The 19,353-nt window shown below is 62.5% G+C and carries 18 protein-coding genes; 12 read left to right on the top strand and 6 right to left on the bottom strand.

Annotation, left to right across the window (positions count from 1 at the left end; translation table 11 throughout):
• Positions 1-44: 44 nt before the first annotated feature.
• The 3 genes from BGP00_RS01385 to BGP00_RS01375 all read right to left on the bottom strand — a co-directional run bounded on the left by BGP00_RS01385 (position 45) and on the right by BGP00_RS01375 (position 2,704).
• Positions 45-1,343, bottom strand: a complete 1,299-nt coding sequence (locus tag BGP00_RS01385; RefSeq protein WP_292924023.1) for a DUF4185 domain-containing protein — start codon at positions 1,341-1,343, stop codon at positions 45-47.
• Between the two features lie 82 nt (positions 1,344-1,425).
• Positions 1,426-2,226: a hypothetical protein gene (locus BGP00_RS01380; protein ID WP_292924025.1), complete on the bottom strand. Its 801-nt coding sequence runs from the start codon at positions 2,224-2,226 to the stop codon at positions 1,426-1,428.
• Positions 2,227-2,317: 91 nt separating this feature from the next.
• The gene (locus BGP00_RS01375; RefSeq protein WP_168601285.1) at positions 2,318-2,704 is read right to left on the bottom strand and encodes a DUF6152 family protein; all 387 of its coding nucleotides are present in this window, start codon (positions 2,702-2,704) and stop codon (positions 2,318-2,320) included.
• 306 nt (positions 2,705-3,010) lie between these two features.
• Here BGP00_RS01375 and BGP00_RS01370 point away from each other — a divergent pair, with 306 nt between their 5' ends.
• A complete protein-coding gene (locus BGP00_RS01370; protein WP_292924027.1) occupies positions 3,011-4,348 on the top strand; it encodes a helix-turn-helix domain-containing protein in 1,338 nt (445 codons plus the stop codon).
• A gap of 86 nt (positions 4,349-4,434) precedes the next feature.
• On the top strand, positions 4,435-5,832 hold the full coding sequence (locus tag BGP00_RS01365; protein WP_292924029.1) for a serine hydrolase domain-containing protein: 1,398 nt from the start codon (positions 4,435-4,437) through the stop codon (positions 5,830-5,832).
• A gap of 12 nt (positions 5,833-5,844) precedes the next feature.
• Here BGP00_RS01365 and BGP00_RS01360 read toward each other — a convergent pair whose 3' ends face one another.
• Complete coding sequence (locus BGP00_RS01360; protein ID WP_292924031.1) at positions 5,845-7,023, bottom strand: helix-turn-helix domain-containing protein; 1,179 nt, start codon at positions 7,021-7,023, stop codon at positions 5,845-5,847.
• Positions 7,024-7,347: 324 nt separating this feature from the next.
• Here BGP00_RS01360 and BGP00_RS01355 point away from each other — a divergent pair, with 324 nt between their 5' ends.
• Together BGP00_RS01355 and BGP00_RS01350 are read left to right on the top strand one after the other, a co-directional pair.
• Positions 7,348-9,762 (top strand): TonB-dependent receptor, encoded by a 2,415-nt coding sequence (locus BGP00_RS01355; RefSeq protein ID WP_292924033.1) that lies wholly within the window; start codon positions 7,348-7,350, stop codon positions 9,760-9,762.
• Positions 9,759-10,463, top strand: a complete 705-nt coding sequence (locus BGP00_RS01350; RefSeq protein WP_292924035.1) for a hypothetical protein — start codon at positions 9,759-9,761, stop codon at positions 10,461-10,463. Before BGP00_RS01355 ends, BGP00_RS01350 begins: the two co-directional genes overlap by 4 nt.
• A gap of 63 nt (positions 10,464-10,526) precedes the next feature.
• Here the strand turns inward: BGP00_RS01350 and BGP00_RS01345 are convergent, their stop codons facing one another.
• Together BGP00_RS01345 and BGP00_RS01340 are read right to left on the bottom strand one after the other, a co-directional pair.
• Positions 10,527-11,330, bottom strand: coding sequence for an SDR family oxidoreductase (locus BGP00_RS01345; protein WP_292924037.1), 804 nt, complete (start codon positions 11,328-11,330; stop codon positions 10,527-10,529).
• Complete coding sequence (locus tag BGP00_RS01340) at positions 11,327-12,154, bottom strand: hypothetical protein (protein ID WP_292924039.1); 828 nt, start codon at positions 12,152-12,154, stop codon at positions 11,327-11,329. Before BGP00_RS01340 ends, BGP00_RS01345 begins: the two co-directional genes overlap by 4 nt.
• 70 nt (positions 12,155-12,224) lie before the next feature.
• Between BGP00_RS01340 and BGP00_RS01335 the strand changes: the two genes are divergently transcribed.
• Genes BGP00_RS01335 through BGP00_RS01300 form a run of 8 tightly spaced genes read left to right on the top strand, consistent with a single transcriptional unit; the run spans position 12,225 to position 19,335 of the window.
• Positions 12,225-12,416, top strand: coding sequence for a hypothetical protein (locus BGP00_RS01335; protein ID WP_292924041.1), 192 nt, complete (start codon positions 12,225-12,227; stop codon positions 12,414-12,416).
• Complete coding sequence (locus BGP00_RS01330; RefSeq protein WP_292924043.1) at positions 12,391-13,899, top strand: aldehyde dehydrogenase family protein; 1,509 nt, start codon at positions 12,391-12,393, stop codon at positions 13,897-13,899. The genes BGP00_RS01335 and BGP00_RS01330 overlap by 26 nt, the downstream gene beginning before the upstream one ends.
• Positions 13,900-13,940: 41 nt before the next feature.
• Entirely contained in the window at positions 13,941-14,978 is a 1,038-nt protein-coding gene (locus BGP00_RS01325) for a glycosyl hydrolase (RefSeq protein ID WP_292925681.1), read from the top strand.
• Complete coding sequence (locus BGP00_RS01320; RefSeq protein ID WP_292924785.1) at positions 14,965-15,438, top strand: VOC family protein; 474 nt, start codon at positions 14,965-14,967, stop codon at positions 15,436-15,438. The genes BGP00_RS01325 and BGP00_RS01320 overlap by 14 nt, the downstream gene beginning before the upstream one ends.
• 35 nt (positions 15,439-15,473) lie before the next feature.
• Positions 15,474-16,082 carry an amino acid synthesis family protein gene (locus BGP00_RS01315; RefSeq protein WP_292924783.1) on the top strand — a complete coding sequence of 203 codons (609 nt, stop codon included), beginning with the start codon at positions 15,474-15,476 and terminating at the stop codon, positions 16,080-16,082.
• A 3-nt stretch (positions 16,083-16,085) separates the two neighbouring features.
• Complete coding sequence (locus tag BGP00_RS01310; protein WP_292924781.1) at positions 16,086-17,012, top strand: alpha/beta hydrolase; 927 nt, start codon at positions 16,086-16,088, stop codon at positions 17,010-17,012.
• A gap of 26 nt (positions 17,013-17,038) precedes the next feature.
• Entirely contained in the window at positions 17,039-18,592 is a 1,554-nt protein-coding gene (locus BGP00_RS01305; protein WP_292924779.1) for an acetolactate synthase large subunit, read from the top strand.
• Complete coding sequence (locus BGP00_RS01300) at positions 18,589-19,335, top strand: SDR family oxidoreductase (protein ID WP_292924777.1); 747 nt, start codon at positions 18,589-18,591, stop codon at positions 19,333-19,335. Before BGP00_RS01305 ends, BGP00_RS01300 begins: the two co-directional genes overlap by 4 nt.
• The last annotated feature ends 18 nt before the right edge of the window (positions 19,336-19,353 follow it).

Raw genomic sequence — 19,353 nt, 5'->3', positions numbered from 1 at the left:
TCGGTGCCCCCGCCTTGCACGATCCGGGCATCATCCGGTTGCTCTCATCGCAGGACGAGATCCACCCGTTGGGCATTGAAGGAAAAACCGGGCATGTAGCGGCGCAGGAATTGCGTCTCGACAGCCGCCTTTTCACTGGCCTTCTCCGCTTTGGCCAAGGCGGCATCCAGCAGTTCCTCGTCGCGGCCAAAATCGCGTATCCCTTTCAGATCGGACCAGACGAGCCAGAAGGAACGTCCGTCATCGGCGATCCATCCCGGCGCGATTTGCGGGGCATAGGCGCGGGCTTCGCGGTCCCCTGCTGGGCACCATGCGGTATCCTCGTGGATCTGGCGCCATGGCCCCCACGGGTTGGGCGCGACCCACAGGCCGAAATAGCTGGGCCTGCCAAATTCCGTTCCGTCCGCAGCCACGCCGATCCCGGCGCTGGCCATCATGTAGCATCCCAGCGGCGCGTTATAGACCACGCTGGGCAGCCAGCTCTCGACGATCAGATCGCCGGGGAAGAGGTTGGTGTAATTGACCCAGCCTTGCGGAAAGCTGTGGACCGGCTGCCGCCGGGCGATGTCGGCGGACCAGATGGCGCGGCCGCCCCGATCATGACCGGCAAAGAAGCGATAGGCCGATCGCTGGGTGATCGCGTCCGGTTTGACGCGAAAGAGCATGAGCTGGTTCATCAGCCCGTCGGTGCTGCCGTTCAGGCCGTAGATATAGAGCCATCCGTCAGGCGCTGCGGGCTGTCCTCGCATCGGTTGAAGAATGCTGAGCAAGGAAAAGGCGCCATCGGCCTCATCGAAAAAGGCGAAGCCTTCGAGCGACTGTTGGTTCCAGTCTTCCCAGATCACCGGCGTTGAGCCATCGCGATTATGCCACGTTTGCCCATTGTCGGCGGACCAGATGAGCTTGGCCCCGGTCCAGCGCTGGGGCCTGTCGGTGGCATTGTCATGCGTGGCGACGAATTGATAGATGCGCGGGCCTAGTTGAATCACGCCGTGGCCGTAATAGCGCGCTGCTTCAGGCGGGCGGGCTGCGCGGTCAAGGTCGGGATATTGGGGCAGCATGGTGAAGTGCGTGTTTTCAGGACGGCCATCCATCGCCCATAAGCGGGTGTTGTAAAACGCGATGGGCGGATCGGCCCAGCCGGGGCCGTCGTTGACCACAACCAGTTGCGTGCCATCGGGCCGCAGCGTCATTTTATAGCCGTCGCCAAGGCCGCCAAGCCGCAGGATGGTCTGGTCGCGGCGGACAGCTTGAACAATGCGAGAGTTGGCGGCCCGGGCAATCCCTGATGGCAGCGCCAGTGCCGTCAGCGATTGGGCGAGGAAGTTGCGCCTGCTGGTCATGGCCGGTTCCTTTGGTCCAAAATCATGAACCCGGCCCACCCACGGGGCAGGCCGGGCATGAGAGATCGTAAAGGGTCTGATTTCACTTAATTTCGTCGGAAGTTTTCATTTCCACGGTGCCGTCGGCCTTGACCTTGAGCAGGGGGTCATCGCGCTCGCAAAAATATTCCATCATTTCGTATTGCCGGTTTCGCTTGTAGCCATAGGTGAAGCGATAGGGTTTGAGCAGCATCTTGGGGTCCTCGATGGTGATCTGGTCCTCCATCAACTCCGGCCCGGTGCGGCGGATGCGCTCGGTGATGGTCATCTCGGCGCTGTGCGGAATTTCGAAGAAACGGACATCCTCTTTGACCCCGCGCGTGGTCAGGACCAGCGTATTGCCTTCCCAGCGGCCGGTGGTCAGGCCGTAGAAGGATGGCGTGATGTCATCCATCTTGGGTTGGGCACGGTTCAGATAGATGCGTCGGGTCTGCGTCAGAAATTCGGCCAGAACCGTTACACGGCCTGGCGTTTGCAGGATCTCGATCGGGAAAATGGCTCCCATGATCATGGGCATACCCTCGGGCATGCACTGCGTGCTGGGATCGACCAGCGGGGTGCCCGCCTTCAGGGCCGCGTCACGCTTGTCACGCAGGGCTTTCCATTGGGCGGCATAGGGTTCGCGCAGTTTCGGGCCATCGCCGGGCACCGGCAATTCGCGAAATGTGTTTTCCTCTCCGGCGAAGGGGTCGGGATAGAGTTCCCACACGCCGCTGATATCCTTGGGCGCAACTGTTCTGGCTTGGGGGGAGGGCACCCTGGCCTTGGCGGCCTGGGCCTCTGCCGCACCGGCAAGCATCGCCGCCGCCATGGCCGCAGCATGCGCAAATGTCTTGAAACGCATCATATTCTCCCTGCGCGGCATATTTTTTTGATTGCCGCGTCCCGCTGATTGCGATGTCTGCGCCGGTCGGTGCAGGCCCGCCTGATACAGTTTACCAACCGCTGAGCGTGCGCCCGTCAGCCAGTTTTACCGTCTTGAGCATTCCTCCCGGCTTGCCGTTGCGCAGGGGATAGAAGGTGACATCCACCACATCGCCGGTCTTGAGGGTGCTGAATTTCCAGCCCGCCTTGCTCATCATGTTCACGCTGCTGCATTCCAGGGCATAGCTGGTGGTGGTGCCCCCGGCATTGACGCTGACCACCACGAAGGAATGCGGGTTGGTGAAGCGGAATTCGGTGACGGTGGCATGGGCCTTGGTTTCGATTTTCGTCTGGTCGAACATCGCAAAGGAATGATGCGCCATCACCGGCGAGGCGACACCCAGAGCAAGGGCAAAAAGGCCTCCTGCCAAGGGCATCTTTTGGGTCATCGAAATCATCGGGAAAGCTCCTCTCGTGATGAGAAACGGTGGACCGATGCCGGGGGCGACCAAGGGCCGCGCGGCATCAAGTCCGTGCCGGTTTGTGGCGTGCACGTTTACGGGGTGTAAAGCTGGCGAAAATGGGCGCGGGGGGCGACGGGATTACTGTTGCGAAACCGTTACACCTGCTGCATTTGCTTGGGTTATGACGGGTTTGCCTGCGGTCGGTCGCGCTTGTGATGATACGTTTCGGGTATTTAAAATCTGAAACAAATAGTGTAAATTTTAGCATATTGTTGAGTTTTGAAGACGAGTGATTTCCCCATGTCGAGCGCTTCGCTTTCCCGATCTCCCGCGCTCGATGCGCATTCGCAGGCCATGGATGCGGCGGTGGTGCGGATGCGCGCGGCGTTGGAGCGCACCCGGTCGGAAAGGCTCCTCGCGCTCTTCGATTATCTGGTGGCGCAGGCCGACGAGCCGACCGCTCCTTCTGAATCCCAGATTGCTGCGGCTGTCTTCATTGATGCGCGCAGCCCGGCCTATCGCCCGGATGCCAACGTGCGGGTCTATATCCACCGCTTGCGCAAACTCATCGAGGCCGAATTTGCCGCTCGGGATGGACCATTCCTGCGTCTGCCCGCCGGCACCTATCGGTTGGAACTGGCGGGCGAGGTTGGCGAGCCTGACGAGACGCCTGCCGAGAACAGTCCGGTAGATTCGCGCCCCCCTGCGCGGGCAAAAAGGGCGGCGTGGCTGCTGTTGCTGCTGGCGGTGATCATGGGCGCGGGCACGCTGGTCTGGTGGCAGCATGACAGGGGAAATACGCTGGCCACGATCTCGCCATGGTCTGCGCTTGCAGGCAGCAACCGACCCGTGACGGTGGTGATGGGCGATTATTACTTTTTCACCGAAACGCCGCCCTCCGCACCTGCGGAGCAGCCCTTGCGGGAGGTCTGGGATCACAGTGTGCCCACGCGGGAGGATCTTATCATCTTTCAGATGCTCAATCCGCAGAAAGCCGAAACGGTGACGGATATGGACCAGCATTACGTCACAGCCGCCACCATGACGGCGGCTGCCACGATCCGGGCGGCCCTGATGCGCGACGAGGCATTCCGCGACCGGGCCATCCGGTTGATAGCCGCATCACAATTGACGCCCGATGTCCTGAAGGTTTCCGACATTATCTACATCGGGCAAATGGGCGGGATCGGCACCTTGCTGCGTGATCCCCTGACGCAGGCATCGCGTTTCCGCCTTGATGCCGGGCTGAACGGACTGGTCGATACGGTGGACGGCAAGCGCTATCAATCGGATGGGATGGAGCTTCACGACGAGCGCATTGCCCGGCGCGATTATGGCTATTTGGCCTGTCTGCCGGGACCGGCGGGCAATACGGTCCTGTTCATCGCTTCTCTTCACGATCCGGGCCTGAGCGAGATGGCGGAATTGAGCACGGATGCCGGAAGGATGCGCTCTGTGGCGCATGGGCGGATCGGATGCGGCGGCGGTTTTGAGGCCTTGTTTCAGGTGCGCACATTGGGCAGCGCCCATCTGGGTTCGACCTGGCTGCTCGATCGCCCCGCCAAGGTGCAGGGGATATGGGACAATTCCGCACCGGCGCCGGAATACTGGCTGAATGAAGCGGCCTCCGCGCCTTAGTCGCGCCTGCGGAACAGGCCGCAACTGGCAAATTTCGGGCCGTTTGTGCAATGCACAGTGTGAAAAACCTATGGTGTGATGATGCAATGACGATCATGCCTTTGAAAGCGGTGCTGGCCGCGATGCTCTTGTCGATGGGCCTTGCGCCGACACTTGTTCGCGCCGACGCCATTGAGGAACGTGTGCGGCAGGAAATGGCGCGGGGCGATGTGCCGGGCGTGGCCGTGGCGATCCTGCGCGATGGGCAACCCGTGCGTGTCGAAGGCTTCGGCTTTGCCAATATCGAGCATCAGGCGCCGGTCCATCCCGACACGCTGTTCAAGACCGGCGCCCTGGGCATGCAATTCACGGCCGCCGGGGTTTTGCTCCTGGCCGAGGAAGGCAAGCTCGATCTGGATGCTTCGGTGCGGCGCTATCTGCCTGAATTGCCGACAAGTTGGCAGCCTGTCAGCCTGCGCCTGATGCTGAACCACACGTCTGGATTGCCTGCCACGCCCAATGGCGATTTCCGCGTGGAATATACCGATGCCCAGATGCTCGACATCATCGCCCATGAAAAGCTGAACTTTGCCGCAGGCTCGCGCTGGCGTTTCAGCTATGTCGATTATGTGGTGCTGGGGCAGGTGATGGCCCGTGTGACGGGGCAGCCTTATGCGCGCTATCTGGCCGACAAGGTCTTTGCTCCGCTGGGCATGACGCGGGCGCGCGGTATTGATGAAATGGCGATCATTCCCAACCGGGCGGCCGGTTATGAGCGGCGCGATGGCCATTTGCGCAATGCCGAGTGGATTTCCGCAGCGGCCAATTCCACGGCCGATGGCTCGCTTTACCTCTCTGTACTGGATTATGCCGCATGGGCCGCCGCCTTGAGCCGACAGAGCCTGTTGGCCAAAGCCTCTTGGGCGGCCATGGGCCAGCCCGCGCGTCTGGAGAATGGGGCGGCCTGCAACTATGGTCTTGGGTGGTATCAGGACGACAAGGCGTGGTGGCACGGCGGATCGTGGCAGGGTTTTCAGACCTTCTCGATCCGTTATCTCAAGCCGGAATTGACCGTCGTGGTGCTGGCCAACGGGGAAGGGGCGGATGCTGAGGCGCTGGCGCGTGATCTGGCCGGGTTGACCGAACCCGCGCTGGTGCGGGCAAAGGCGGCCCCGATGGCCGAAACGGATCGGGCCATGACCGCTCAAGTGGCCGCCTTGCTGGATGCTATTGCGGCCGATCGCGTGGCGGCTGGCGGCTTTACCGATTATGCGGACCTCGATCTGAAAGAATTGGTGGGGCAATATGTGACTCTGTTGCAGGGAGCAGGGCCGCGAGAGGAACTCGCGCTTTTTGCCAAATCCACGCAATGTGGCGAACCCTATTGGCGCTATCGTGCGCGCTATCGCGATCAGGTGGTTGAGGTGCGGCTTAGCAAGGCCGCCAATGGCAGGATCGGTAATCTGGAGATCGTGCCGGTTCGCGGGTGGGACGCACCGCTCTGACGGCGCCGCCGATCAGCGCAGGCCGTGGGCGGCGACAAGGCGGCTGTCTATGAGCATGCCGTCGCGAAATTGAAACTCATAAAGCGCCTCGAAATGGCGCTTCCGGCCGATCCGGGCTGAAATCTGGTCAAGACTGGTCGGGCTGGTGGCAATGCTGCCCATCTGGTCGGTGGCGAAATCGCCCATGCCCGCACTGATCAGCAGCCCGCGCCCCGTCGGGCCGGGCAGGTTGGCCAAATAACCATAATCCGTGCGCAAAGCATGTTCGCTCGCAAGGGCGGGCGAGGCGCGAAAAACCTGTCCGCTGGCCGGGTCGGTCATGGTGTCCTTGGCGGTCAGCCGGAATTGCGTGGCACCGCCCACCGTTGCCGACAGCGGGCCAAGATTGGCAAGGCGTCCGACATAGACCACATTGCCCGCCTGCAGCATGGCTGGCTTCAGTTTGGAGGCAGCCAGCACAATGGGGCGGCGGTGCGGGTTTTCGCCCAGATTGGGCAGGGCCTGCAGAATGGTCCATGCGGCCTGGGTGCTGGCGACAGGCGTAAAGTGCAGATCAAAATCGAAGAGGCGATAGAATTCCTCGGGATGCGTACGGATATGCTGGCCCAGATCCTCGCGGGAATTGATGGCCGGGTCCAAAATCATACGCCGCACCGTCTTGCGATCCCCGGTTTCGGCCAGCACATAGGCATCGCCCACCAGAATGGTGGGAGGCGTTCCGGCATCCAGTCCGCGCGAAAGCACGCTGGGCCTGTCCTGCGCATCCTGCTGCGCCGGGACGGGCCAGAACGCCCATGCCGTCAGGAATGCCACCCCAAGTCCGGCCGCAGCCGGAATCGGCCACCAGGGCCTTGTCTGTTTGATGATGGGCGGCGGAGGAGCCGGTGGGGGCTGTTGCGGTATCGGCTCCTGTTTATCGGGCATGGCCAGCGCGATACGATATTCGCCCTTGGGAATGATCAGGCGCTGGCCGGTGTGGCCGCGATAGTGATCGTCGAGCCGTTTGCGCAGGCGGTGAACGTAAACCCGCACACCGGAATCCGCTGCCGAATCCTGAACGCCATCGACGCCGAACACGGCAAGTGCGACCTCGATCTCCTTGGGTGCGCGGACGTCGCCTGATCGCTCCGCAAGGTAATCGAACAGACGCAGTTGCAGTACCGACCGACCCGCCGCGATGGTCTTGCGCATCTGCGCAACTTCGGCGGCAAAGCTATCGGAGAGATCGCCGGAAGGTGGGGAGGCAGATGACGATTCGTCGGGCACTGAAACCTCATAAAGTAAACAATATCAGGCAATATACCAAATCTGTTGCAAGAAGGAAATATAATCCCGATTTCCGTCAGGGGTTGGGATGGGGCGCCGTCTTTGGCCCGGAATGCGGTTAATGTAACGGTTTCGCAACAGTAAAACCTTCGTCTTGACAGGAGTCTTCACAGCAACGTGCGGTTGCTCAGCCGTGCGCGAACAGCGCGGAAAATGGCGGCGGGACACATGTTACAGGGAGAAATAACAATGACTTCGACGCAGCGCGCGCAACGTGTCACACACTTGCGCAACGATCTGCTGGCGGGGCTCGTCTTGCCTGCCTTGCTGGTGGCATCACCTGCGCTGGCGCAGGATGGGGGAAGCGCCACCGCCGCGCGCAATGCCGATATGCCGGCTCCGGGGGAGATTGTCGTCACCGCCACGCGCAAGGCGCAATCGCTCAGCCGCGTTCCGGCCAGCGTGGTGGCCAAAAGCAGCGTGGAACTTGATACGCAGGGCGTGCGCTCGATCGCCGATATCGCGCAGGTCACGCCGGGCATCACCTTTGGTCAGTCCGCCGTCCTTTACGGCACAGGCCAGACCTCGATTGCGATCCGCGGCATCGACTCCGCTTCGGGGATTCCCACCACCGGCGTCTATATCGACGATACGCCCGTACAGACCCGCGTCGGGGTCAGTCCGTCGCTGAGCAATCCCTATCCGCAGGTGTTCGATCTTGATCGCGTCGAAGTGCTGCGCGGGCCGCAGGGCACGCTGTTCGGCAGCGGCTCGGTGGGCGGCGCGGTGCGCTTCATCATGCCCAAGCCCAGCTTTGACAAGATTTCCATGTATGACCGCGCCGAAGTGGGCAGCACGCATAATGGCGCGGCCAGCTATGAGGCCGGGGTGGCGCTTGGCGCGCCGATCGTTACCGACAAGATCGGCTTTCGCGTCAGCGCATGGACCCGCCATGACGGCGGCTATATCGACCGTCTGGATCGGACCACCAAACAGGTTACGCAAAAGGACATCAACAGTTCCGATACAGTATCGCTGCGTCTTGCGCTGGGCGCACGGGCCACGGATCGGCTGACGATCACCCCGTCGATCTTCTATCAGTATCAGAACATTGCCGATGGTTCGCGCTTTGAACTGGCGACCTCCGATCTGGCCCATGCCGACCAACGGCTGAGCCTGAACACGAAGCCGGAGCGGCACCGCGACGATTTCTATCTGCCCGCACTCAAGGTCGAGCTTGATCTGGGCCGCGCCACGCTGGTTTCCGATACGTCCTATTTCCACCGCACCACGCGGACGCAGAGCGATGACGCCACGCTTAGCCTGACGCTGTTCGGCGGCGTGGTCGGCTCCATCCCCAGCCAGTTCCAGAACTATGCGCCGGGCACGCAAAGCCACACGATCCAGAAATCCTTCACGCAGGAACTGCGCCTGCAGAACAACAATGCCAATGACCGCTTCAACTGGATCGTCGGCCTGTTCTATCAGCGCTCCTTTGTGCAGGACCAATATGCCGGCAGCGATCCGCAGTTGCTTGATGTCGTCAACTATGGCCAGGCCCAGAACGGCAATCCGCCCTACTCCTCGCTGATGGATGCCTATGGGGTCGATCTCTATCAGGGCCAGTTCAGCGTGTTTCAGCGCAACACCCACCGCGATCAGCAAATGGCCGCTTATGCGCAGGCTGACTATGAAGTGGTGCCCCGGCTGAAGCTGACCCTTGGCGGGCGCTACACGATTGCCAAATATCAGTTTGAAGGCTTCACCGCCGGGCCGCTCTACACCACCCCCGGCCGTACCGACAGTCTGGGCATCACCAGCCGCACTTTCACCCCGCGCCTTGGCGTGACGTTTCAGGCCGACCAGCGCAACATGTTCTATGTCAGCGCGGCCAAGGGGGTGCGCGGCCCCGGCGTATCGCCGCCGGTGGGCCTGACATGCAGCAGCGATGCGGCGGCCATCGGATTTGATCCGCTCGCCTCGCTCAACGTCAAGCCGGACTCGATCTGGAGCTATGAGGCGGGCAGCAAGAACCGTCTGTTTGGCGGCAAGCTGGCGATGGATGCCTCGGTCTATCACATCGACTGGAACAATGTGCAGACGCTCTTTGCGCTGCCGACCTGTTCCATCTATGCCGCGCTCAATCTTGGCTCGGCCAAGGTTGACGGGTTCGATCTTGCAGTCACTGTGCGCCCCGTGCCCTCGCTGACGCTTGGCGCTTCGGTGGCCTATACCAATGCGCGTTATACCACCTCTATTCCGGGACCCAACGGCAGCACCATCCGCAAGGCCGGAGAGCCTTTCGCTGTGGCTCCCTGGTCATTCCAGTTGAATGGTGAATTCACCCATCCCGTTGGCGGCATCGAGGGCTATGCCCGCGCCGATTTCTCTTACAACAGCCACAACAGCACACCGGTCAACGTCAATTCGCCGCTGGTCGACCCGGCCTTGCCGCGTCCGCCCGCAACCTCGCAACTCGATCTGCGCGTCGGTGGCCGGATCAAGGCAAACTGGGCCGATCTTGATCTCAGCCTCTATGCCAATAACGTGACCGACAGCCAGCCTGTGCTGGCGCTTTATCACGATTCGCCGATTTCGACCTGGTATCGTGCGGGCAGTTTCCGCCCCCGCACGATCGGTCTCACCCTGACGGCGCGCAAATGAGGCGTCGGGTATTTGTCGTGGTCAGCGCTCTTGCAGCGCTGACCAGCACCCCGGTTTGGGCCGAACCCGATTTTTCCGGGGTCTGGAACCGCTATCCGGCCTATCCCGACACATTTTCGGGTATGCCCGACCCGCCCGAGCTGCAGGTGGTGGAGCCGCCCTTGCGCGAGCCTTACCTGACGCAATGGCGCGCCATGCAGAAGCGCCGCGCCGATGCCGATGCTGCGGGCGCGCCCTTGCCAACCCCCAGTTCACGGTGTCTGCCCGAAGGGGTCCCCGGCCTGATGGGCGCGCATTACGCCTTGCAGATCCTGCAAAATCCGGCACTCAAGCAGGTGACGGTGCTGGGCGAATTCATGTCGCAAATCCGGCGTATCTATCTTGATGAACCGCTGCCTCCGATCAAGAGCATCAATCCGGGCTATTTCGGGCGGTCGACAGGCCATTGGGCGGGCGAGGCGTTGGAGGTGGAAACAGCCGGTGTGCGCGAGGATGTGCAATATGCCGACATCCCGCATTCGGCCGACATGGTGGTGCGTGAGAAATTGCACGTGCGGCCTGACGGGATTCTGGCCGATGATGTGACCATCACCGATCCTCAATATCTTACCCGGCCCTATACTTTCACATTTCTCTACAAGCGCGAGCCGCGAGAGTATCGCATTGACGAATATGTCTGCGAGCAAACGAAAGACGATTGAAAAATAATAGAGCCAGACCCGGTCATCGAGGTCTGGCTCTATCTTTTCCCGACATTGGGTGAATTACAGGAACACCGCGCGCGACAGGCCGCCATCGACAGCAATCGATTCCCCGGTGATGCCGCTGCCCAGTTCGCTGGCCAGAAACACGATCGGATCGGCCACTTCATGTACTTCAAGCATACGCTTGAGCGCGGCAGGGGCGCCGGCCTCGCGCTCGACAATGGCTTCAAACGTGGTGCCTTCTTCGGCGGCCATTTCGTTGAACCACTGTTCTATATGTTCGGTGCGGGTCACGCCCGGATGGATGATGTTGACGGTGATGCCGTCACGACCCAGTTCATCGGACAGCGTTTTGGTGAAATGCACCAGCGCCGCGTTGCGCATCCCGCTCAGGGCCTCGGTGCAGCGCGCCGTCAGGCCGCCGACATTGACGATACGGCCCCAGCCCGCCTTGCGCATATGGGGGGCGCAGGCCTTGGCGGTGCGGAAATAGCCCATCAGTTTGGTGTTGAGATCGAGCAGCAGCGCGTCCTCATCGGCCTCTTCGATGGCGTTGCGCACCAGGCCGCCGGGGGCCGCCGCGCAATTGACCAGAATGTGGACCCCGCCGAAATGTGCGACCGTGGCGTCGACCAGAGCCTGCACCGCCGCCATGCTGGTGGTGTCGGCAGGGATGGCCAGAACCTCGCCGCCGGTTTCCTCGCGCAATTGCGCGGCGGCGGCTTCCAGCGTTGCCTTGGTGCGCGCGGCGATCACAACCTTTGCGCCCGCAGCGGCCAGTTTGCGCGCCGTTTCCTTGCCGATGCCCACGCCGCCGCCTGTGATGATGGCCACCTTTCCGGCCACGCCCAATTCGAATGTCATGCTTTGCTCCTCATCTGATCCTTGGCAAAGGTGGTCATAACCGTGCCTGCTGTCTTATTGTCCGGTGTGCCGAATTGTGCGGTCACGCTCTTGTCTGATGCGATTTGTGTAATTCCCGTCATGCTGCCGCAAGCGATGATCTGATGCCGTCGCAGGTGTTCGCCCCGCCGCCCCAGCCATGCCGCCAGCCAGCCCAGCGCCAGCAAGGGGTGGCCCATCACGGCGCTTGCGGCTCCGTAAACCGGCTCTGCTCCTTCGGGCTGAAGCACTACGGTGCCTTCTGCCAATTCCTCGGACCAGCCATTGGCCAGCAAATCGCCCGTTACGATCGCGTTGAGCAATCCATTGTCGGCCACGATGCCCGAGGGGGAAAGATCATCATCGGCAAACCGGCTCGAACAGATTTCCAGACCCAGCCAGACCCGATCGACCGCTTCGGCCATCCTCGCCAGGGAGGGCGCGTCGGACATCACGGGCAGATCATCGCCGATGCGGACCAGCAGTTCGGCCTCGGCATAAACGGGGCGATCCATCGGCACAGCCAACGGGCACGCCACAAGTTCGGGCGCCGTAATTCGGCCCACCAGCGGGCCGTCCAGCCCCATCGCTTCCTGCGCGCGCAGGCTGGTCGCGGCCAGCTTGTAGCCTGCCAGCGGCAGACCGCGCAGCTCAAAGACGGCCTGCTGCACATGATAAGCCTGATCCAGCGTTAGTGCGGCGGCAATCTCGCTCTCGACATGCCCCAAGGCGTGGCCGGTGGCATGCGCATGAGCCAGGGATTGTGCCAGCAAGGCTTCCGGGCCTGCCCAAGGAGCCTGTGTCATGACGATTCTTCCCCATTGATTTCTTGTTGAGAGCAATCATGCCCAGATTGTCTCGTTATAGCAACAGAAAATGGAAAAACTTTTTGATTGTTTCCTTTTTGATGTCGCGCTATCCCTAACTCGACTCGGGAATGCCGAGCCTTGGCGACGCATGCCTTTGCGGCGCATCACAGGAATTTTTGCCGCCCGGGCGCTTCAAAGCAGCTTTGCGCGGATGGAAATTGGGGAGAAATTCTATGGCCTTGGTGGAAAATGCCTATGACGTGGCGGAGCGTCTGACCCGTGACATGGCGGGCAAGGTTCAGGGCCTGCTGATCGACGGCCAGCGGGTTCCCGCGCTTTCGGGCGAAAGCTTTGCCACGATCAACCCGGCCACCGGCGAGGAAATCGCACAGGTGGCGCGCGGCGGGGCAGCCGACATCGACCGCGCGGTGGCCGCTGCCCGGCGGGCGTTTGAAAATCCGGCATGGCGCAAGATGAACGCCAATGACCGCTCGCTCTTGCTCTATCGCCTTGCCGACTTGATCGAGCAGCATGCCGATGAACTGGCTGTGCTGGAATGTCTCGACAACGGCAAGCCGTGGCTGTTCACCAAGGCCGTGGAGATCGAGGGTTCGATCAAGACGTTTCGTTATTTCGCGGGCTGGCCCACCAAGTTTGGCGGCGAAACGCTGCCTGTCTCGCCCCGCAGCGGCGCGCACATCCTCAATTACACCACCCGTGAGCCGGTGGGCGTGGCCGGGCTGATCGTGCCGTGGAACTATCCGATGTCGATGGCGGCATGGAAGATCGCCCCGGCCGTGGCGGCGGGCTGCTGCGTCATCCTCAAGCCTGCTGAACAGACCCCGCTCACCGCGCTTCGCCTTGGTGAATTGGCGCTGGAGGCGGGCTTCCCGGCGGGCGTCATCAATGTCGTGCCTGGTTTTGGCGAAGCGGGTGCGGCGCTGGTCGAACATCCCGGCGTGGACAAGGTGGCCTTCACCGGATCGACCGCCGTCGGCAAGGCCATTGTGCGCGGCAGCGCGGGCAATCTCAAGAAGGTCAGCCTTGAGCTGGGCGGCAAGTCGCCCCAGGTCGTGCTGGCCGATGCCGATCTGGACGCTGCGGCGGCCAGCATCGCTTCGGGCATCTTCTTCAATCAGGGCCAGACCTGCACCGCCGGTTCGCGCCTTTATGCCCATGCCAGCGTGGCCGATGAGCTGCTTGAGCGCATCGCCGCTCATGCCGCCGCGCAAAAGATCGGCAATGGCCTGGACGACGCCACCACCTTTGGCCCGCTGATCTCGCAGGAACAGTGGGATGTGGTAAACGGCTATGTGAACATCGGCCAGCAGGAAGGCGCACAGGTTCTGGCGGGCGGGCGCCGCCCTGCGGAACAGGTCAGGGGCTTCTTCTTTGAGCCCACCATTCTGGCCTCGGCCGGACCGGACATGCGGGTGGTGCGCGAAGAGATCTTCGGCCCTGTGCTTTCCGCCCTGACCTGGACCGATCCCGAAGAATTGGTGCGTCAGGCCAATGACAGCGAATTCGGCCTGTCGGCGGGCATCTGGACCAATGACCTCAAGACCGCGCATCGCATGGCCGAGGCGGTCAAGGCAGGCACGGTCTGGATCAATTGTTTCAACATGGTCGATCCGGCCAGCCCCTTTGGCGGTTTCAAACAATCGGGCTGGGGCCGCGAGCATGGCCGCGCCGCGATGGAACTCTACAGCGAGACAAAGAGCGTGTGGGTCAATCTCAGCTGAGATTTTTGAGCCGACCTCAAACAGATAGTGGAACAGCGAAAATGCAGAAGACGCTTTTGGTATCGACCGACGGACAGGCGATCATGCGCAGCCACGACGGCGGCACGAACTGGTATCGCATCAATGTGGGCCAGGATCTGGAATATGACGATTGCGTGCGCTGCCTGCTGGTGGACCCGCGCCGGAACGGCGCGATCTGGGCGGGCAGTGAGCGCGGCCTTTTCCGCAGCGAGGATTGCGGGGCGCATTGGCATCAGGTCGATTGCGCGCTCAGCGGATTTGCCGTGTGGAAGCTGGCAGTTTCGGAGAGCAATCCTGATTACATGTACGCCGGGACCGGATCGCCCACTCGCGCTGCGTTTTTCCGCAGCAAGGATGGCGGCAAGACATGGGAGCAGACCGATCTGCTGATGCCCGAGCGTTGCGCCGGGGTCAGCCGCCCGCGTATGCTGGCGCTGGCGGTCAATCCGCGCGATCCGCTCGATGTCTGGGTGGGCGTGGAAGAAGGCGGCCTGTTCCGCACGCTTGATGGTGGCAACACATGGGCGCGGCTGGATGAGGAATGGCCCCATCATGCGGGCAATTCCGACATCCATGACATCGTGATCTTGCCCGCCCCGGCTGGTCAGGAAGACACGGTTCTGGTGCTGGTGGTCAACGCGCTTTACCGCTCGACCGATGGCGGACAGACGTGGACCCGTATGCATGCCCGCGAAACCTGGGGCCTGCGCTATGCCCGCGTGCTGCTGCGCAAACCGGGCAGCGACCGCGAACTGGCGATCGGCATTGGCGACGGCACGCCGGGCAATACGGCGGCGGTGCTGGTGTCTGCGGACGCAGGGGCCACATGGGCCGAGAGCAAGCTGGACTATCAGCCCAATTCCTGTCTGTGGGCCTTTGGCGCCAATCCGGCTTTGCCCGACCTGATGATGGCGGGCACCAAGTTCGGGCATCTTTTCATCAGCGATGACAGCGGGCGCAACTGGGTAAAACAGCGGCGCGAATTCAGCGAAATTACCGGTATGGCCTGGGTTCCCGGCGTACCGTCGGACATGGAGCTGCCCCATGAAACCCATTAATGTGAAGCGGATTGCCCATATCGTCCTTTACGTGAAGGACCCGGACGCCTCGGCCCTGTGGTACAACAAGGTTCTGGGCACCGAGGTTTCCGCCCGCGTTCAAGACGGGCCCTACAAGGGCGGCGTATTCCTCACCTTTGGCGAGAGCGATCATGACATCGCGCTGTTCCCCGCCGAGGAAGGCGCCACGACGGGCAAGGAATTCGAACATATCGGCCTGCAACTGGTCAGCCGAACCATGGACGATCTGCGCCGCGCCTATGGCCATCTGCTGGCCAATGACGTGCGGATTGCCGAGATCCTCGATCATGGCGTTTCGGTGGGCATCTATTTCTACGACCCTGACGGCCACATGCTCGAGGTGTTTCATCAATTGATCGATCATGCCGAGGGCAAGGCGATTGCCCAGTTGCATGACAATGGCGGGCAGGCCGACCCCACCCATCTCGATCCGCTGTGACAGCAGGATCTGATACCCTATTCCGGAGAGAATTCATGAAGACGCATACCCCCAATTTCGGCCCTTTCCACATCCGCAAGTGGTATGGTTTTGTCGATGAAACACTGGCCGGCGAAACCGGCGCGCCGGCGGATGGCGAACCAATCTACAAATATGTGATCGCCGCGGCCATTCACTGCCCCTATGCCGGACAGTATGTTCAGGACCTGACCGGCTGGATCGACGCCTCGCCCGCGCTGGGCGTGGAAATCGGCCGTCGCCTCAATGAGTTGAGCGGCGGCAAGGCGATCGAGAGCTATGGCAAGTCGATCCTGGTCGGCACCGATTGCGAATATGAGCATGGCAATGCGCTGCTGACCAATCCGGCGGCGAATCCGGTGCGCGACGCGCTGGGCGGCGGCAAGAGCTGGGTTCCCTCGACCGGCAAGCGCGGCGGGCCCGGCACGATTGTGGACATTCCGCTGGCGCACAAGGACGCGCTTTATGTCCGTTCGCATTATGACACGATCAGCGTCAGCTTCAACGACGGGCCGAACCGCGATGAAGTGATCCTGATCTGGGCCTTTGCCACGCGCGGGCGCCTCAACGCCCGTCTGGGCGGATTGAAGGCCAGCGAGGTCAAGGGCGAAGACGGGTTGGTATAAGCCATGGCTGATGCGCAAAACCTGATGGCGGACAACAGGCCGCCTGCACAGCCCGTCGGCCTTGGCGATGAGCGCGTTTCGTTCATCGAGGCCAATGGCCTGCGTTTGCGTGTGCGGGAATGGGGGCGGGCCGATGCGCCTGCCCTTGTCGCCCTGCATGGGCTGCGCGGCTTTTCCGGCACATGGCGGGCGCTGGCGGCGGCGCTGGGCGCGGGCTGGCGCGTGATCGCGCTGGACCAGCGCGGGCGTGGCGAAAGCGATTGGGATGCGCAGGCCAATTATTACACCGACGCCTATCTGGCCGATCTGGAGGCGCTGGTCGATGGATTGGGGCTGGAGCGCTTCGTGCTGCTGGGCCATTCGATGGGGGGAACCACATCCTATGTCTATGCGGTCAGACATCCCGAACGGCTCAATGCGCTGATTATCGAGGACATCGCGCCCGGTTCCTCGATCAGCGGGGCCGGGGCCGAGCGGATCAAAGCCGAAATGGCCGCCCTGCCGCTCAGCTTCGACGATTGGAGTGAGGCGCGGGCCTATTGGCGCCGCACCCGCCCCAGTGTCAGCCTTGCCGCGCTGGAACAGCGGTTGTGGGAGAGTCTGCGCGAGACGCCTGATGGGCGGGTGGGCTGGCGCTATGACGCCGCAGGGATCAGCGCCACGCGGCTCGATCCCGACCCAGCGCGGGTGGTCGATCTCTGGCCGGTGGTGGAAAGTCTGCGCGTGCCGACATTCGTAATCCGTGGGGCGAAATCGGATTTCTGCCCGCTTGATACGGTGCGGGACATGGAGCGGCGCAATCCGCGCATCACCCATGTCAGCGTCGAGGGTGCAAGCCACTATGTCCATGACGACAGGGTGGATCAATTCAACGGTCTGGTGGCCGGATTTTTGGCCGGCGTGGCATCCGCGCAGGCATCGGGCGAATAAGCCCAACATTGGGGAGCAAGGGTCAGGTGAGCAAGATTGAGGAAAATGGCGCGGTTGCCCTGTTGCGGACGCTTCGTCTGGGCGGCGCGCGCATCTGCTTTGCCAATCCCGGCACGACCGAGCTGACCATGGTGCGCGCCATGGCCGATGTGCCCGAACTCAAGACCGTGCTTTGCCTGTTCGAAGGCGTGGCCACGGGGGCCGCCGACGGCTATTCGCGCGTTTCGGGCGAAGTGGCGCTGACGCTGCTGCATCTGGGGCCGGGTTTTGCCAATGGCATCGCCAATCTGCACAATGCGCGCCGCGCCCATTCGCGCATTGTCAATCTGATCGGGGATCATGCGACATGGCATCTGGCCTATGACGCGCCTTTGACCAGTGACATCCGCTCGCTTGCCTCGCCGGTTTCGGCCGAGGTGATTTACACCAGCGATGCCGCGCAATTGGGCAAGGATGCTGCGCGGGGGCTGCGCGCGGCGCGCGTAGCGCCCGGTGCGATCACCACGCTGGTCTTGCCCACCGATGTGATGGACGCGCCCGCCGTTTCGGATCAGCCGGACGATCTGGGCGATACCGCGCCCGTGGCGGCCCCGGCGGCCCGGATCGCAGGCGTCGCGCAAAAGCTGCGCGGCGGCAAGGAAAAGGTGCTGCTGCTGGGCGGCAATACGCTGGGCGAGGCGGGCATTCGCGCGGCCGAAAAGGTGGCGCGCCGCACCGGCGCGCGCATCCTGATGGAGCCTTATCCGGCGATTGTCACACTGGGGGGTGATCTGCCGCGTGTCGAGCGACAGGCCTATTTCCCCGATGACGTCATCCGCCAGTTGGGCGATGCCACGGTGGTACTGGTGGGCGCGCGTATGCCGATCAGCTATTTCGGTTATGAAGGCTATCCCAGCCAGTTGGTGCCCGATGAGCGGCTTGCCCTGCTGACCGAGGCGAACGAGGATGGGACCGCCGCGCTGGAGGCGTTGGCCGCTTTGCTCGATGGGTCGGAGGGCGACTTGCCCGCATTGCCGTCGGTCCCTGCCGCGCCGGTTGGTCTCAATGCCGATGCCGTGGTCGAGGCCCTGCTGCCGCGCCTGCCGGAGGATGCGATCATTTCGCTGGAAGGCTCGACCCTTGGCGGCCCTTGGCTGCGTGAGGCGCATCGCGCAGCCCGCCACCGGGTGATGACCAACACCGGCGGCGCTATCGGCCAGGGCCTGCCCTGTGCGCTGGGGGCCGCTTTGGCCGCGCCGGGGCAGCGGGTGGTCAGTCTGCAATCGGATGGATCGGCGCAATATACGGTTCAGTCGCTCTGGACCATGGCGCATGAAAAGCTGCCGATCACGATCATCATCGCGGCCAACCATCGCTATGGTATTTTGCAGACCGAACTGCGCCGCGCGCAGGCCGATCTGGCCCATCCGGCGATTGCGGGCATGACGGTGCTGGACGATCCAGCCACCGACTGGGTGGCGCTGGCCAAGGCCTATGGCGTTCCGGCCCTGCGCGTGACCGAGGCAGGGCAATTGGGCGAAGCGCTGGATCAGGGGCTGGCCTGCAACGGGCCGATGCTGATCGCGGTGGAATTGCCGTGAGCCGGGTTGCACTCGTTACCGGGGGCAGCGGCGGGATTGCGCCGGGGATTGTCCAAAGGCTGGTGGCCGATGGATGGCAGGTGTTCATCACCGCGCGCCGGGCCGAGCCGCTTGAGGCGGCGGCCCGGCAACTGGGCGCCCGTGCGATCACCTCGGACGCCACCGATGCGCAGAGTGTGCTTGAACTGGCGCGGCAGGTCGGCGGGATCGATCTGCTTGTCAATGTCGCGGCCAGCAGCACGCCCATCGGCGGAGCCATCGAAACGGTTGATGTCGATGCTTTGATGGGCGATCTGGACACCAAGGTGGGCGGCTATCTGCGCTATATTCAGGCCTTTGCGCCCGGCATGCGGCAAAGGGGCGGGGGCGCGATTGTCAATATCGGTGGCCTGACCGGACGCTCGTCGGACACGCTGAGCGGTTTGCGCAATGCGGCGATCAGTCATTTCACCAGGGTTCTGGGCGATCAGCTTGGGCCCGACGGGATCAGGGTCAACACGATCCATCCCGGCATCGTGGCCAGCCCGCATCTGGTGGAACTGTTTGGCGAAATGGCCCATGAGCGGGGCGTAACGGCTGCGCAGGTCGAAGCCGAATTTGTCGCGCAGGTGCCGACGCGGCGGGTCATTGATCCGGCCGAAATCGGCGATCTCGTGGTATTTCTGGCCGGACATGCCGGGCGCTCGATCAATGGCGAGTCCATTGCTCTGGACGGCGGATATTCGCGCGGCATTTATCTTTGATCCGATGAACGCAAAGGA

Source organism: Novosphingobium sp. 63-713 (genome assembly GCF_001898925.1).
Taxonomy (GTDB): Bacteria; Pseudomonadota; Alphaproteobacteria; order Sphingomonadales; family Sphingomonadaceae; genus Novosphingobium.
Note: the sequence above shows the minus strand (reverse complement) of the source record. Positions and strands in the feature narration are given on the sequence as shown.

What these genes read in the sequence shown, in the direction of transcription:
- BGP00_RS01380 (WP_292924025.1), bottom strand. Translation starts at nt 2,226, where the DNA reads ATGCGTTTCAAGACATTTGCGCATGCTGCGGCCATGGCGGCGGCGATG.
- BGP00_RS01330 (WP_292924043.1), top strand. Translation starts at nt 12,391, where the DNA reads ATGGCCTTGGTGGAAAATGCCTATGACGTGGCGGAGCGTCTGACCCGT.
- BGP00_RS01350 (WP_292924035.1), top strand. Translation starts at nt 9,759, where the DNA reads ATGAGGCGTCGGGTATTTGTCGTGGTCAGCGCTCTTGCAGCGCTGACC.
- BGP00_RS01345 (WP_292924037.1), bottom strand. Translation starts at nt 11,330, where the DNA reads ATGACATTCGAATTGGGCGTGGCCGGAAAGGTGGCCATCATCACAGGC.
- BGP00_RS01325 (WP_292925681.1), top strand. Translation starts at nt 13,941, where the DNA reads ATGCAGAAGACGCTTTTGGTATCGACCGACGGACAGGCGATCATGCGC.
- BGP00_RS01340 (WP_292924039.1), bottom strand. Translation starts at nt 12,154, where the DNA reads ATGACACAGGCTCCTTGGGCAGGCCCGGAAGCCTTGCTGGCACAATCC.
- BGP00_RS01375 (WP_168601285.1), bottom strand. Translation starts at nt 2,704, where the DNA reads ATGATTTCGATGACCCAAAAGATGCCCTTGGCAGGAGGCCTTTTTGCC.
- BGP00_RS01385 (WP_292924023.1), bottom strand. Translation starts at nt 1,343, where the DNA reads ATGACCAGCAGGCGCAACTTCCTCGCCCAATCGCTGACGGCACTGGCG.
- BGP00_RS01310 (WP_292924781.1), top strand. Translation starts at nt 16,086, where the DNA reads ATGGCTGATGCGCAAAACCTGATGGCGGACAACAGGCCGCCTGCACAG.
- BGP00_RS01355 (WP_292924033.1), top strand. Translation starts at nt 7,348, where the DNA reads ATGACTTCGACGCAGCGCGCGCAACGTGTCACACACTTGCGCAACGAT.
- BGP00_RS01315 (WP_292924783.1), top strand. Translation starts at nt 15,474, where the DNA reads ATGAAGACGCATACCCCCAATTTCGGCCCTTTCCACATCCGCAAGTGG.
- BGP00_RS01365 (WP_292924029.1), top strand. Translation starts at nt 4,435, where the DNA reads ATGACGATCATGCCTTTGAAAGCGGTGCTGGCCGCGATGCTCTTGTCG.
- BGP00_RS01320 (WP_292924785.1), top strand. Translation starts at nt 14,965, where the DNA reads ATGAAACCCATTAATGTGAAGCGGATTGCCCATATCGTCCTTTACGTG.
- BGP00_RS01360 (WP_292924031.1), bottom strand. Translation starts at nt 7,023, where the DNA reads ATGCGCAAGACCATCGCGGCGGGTCGGTCGGTACTGCAACTGCGTCTG.
- BGP00_RS01370 (WP_292924027.1), top strand. Translation starts at nt 3,011, where the DNA reads ATGTCGAGCGCTTCGCTTTCCCGATCTCCCGCGCTCGATGCGCATTCG.
- BGP00_RS01335 (WP_292924041.1), top strand. Translation starts at nt 12,225, where the DNA reads ATGGAAAAACTTTTTGATTGTTTCCTTTTTGATGTCGCGCTATCCCTA.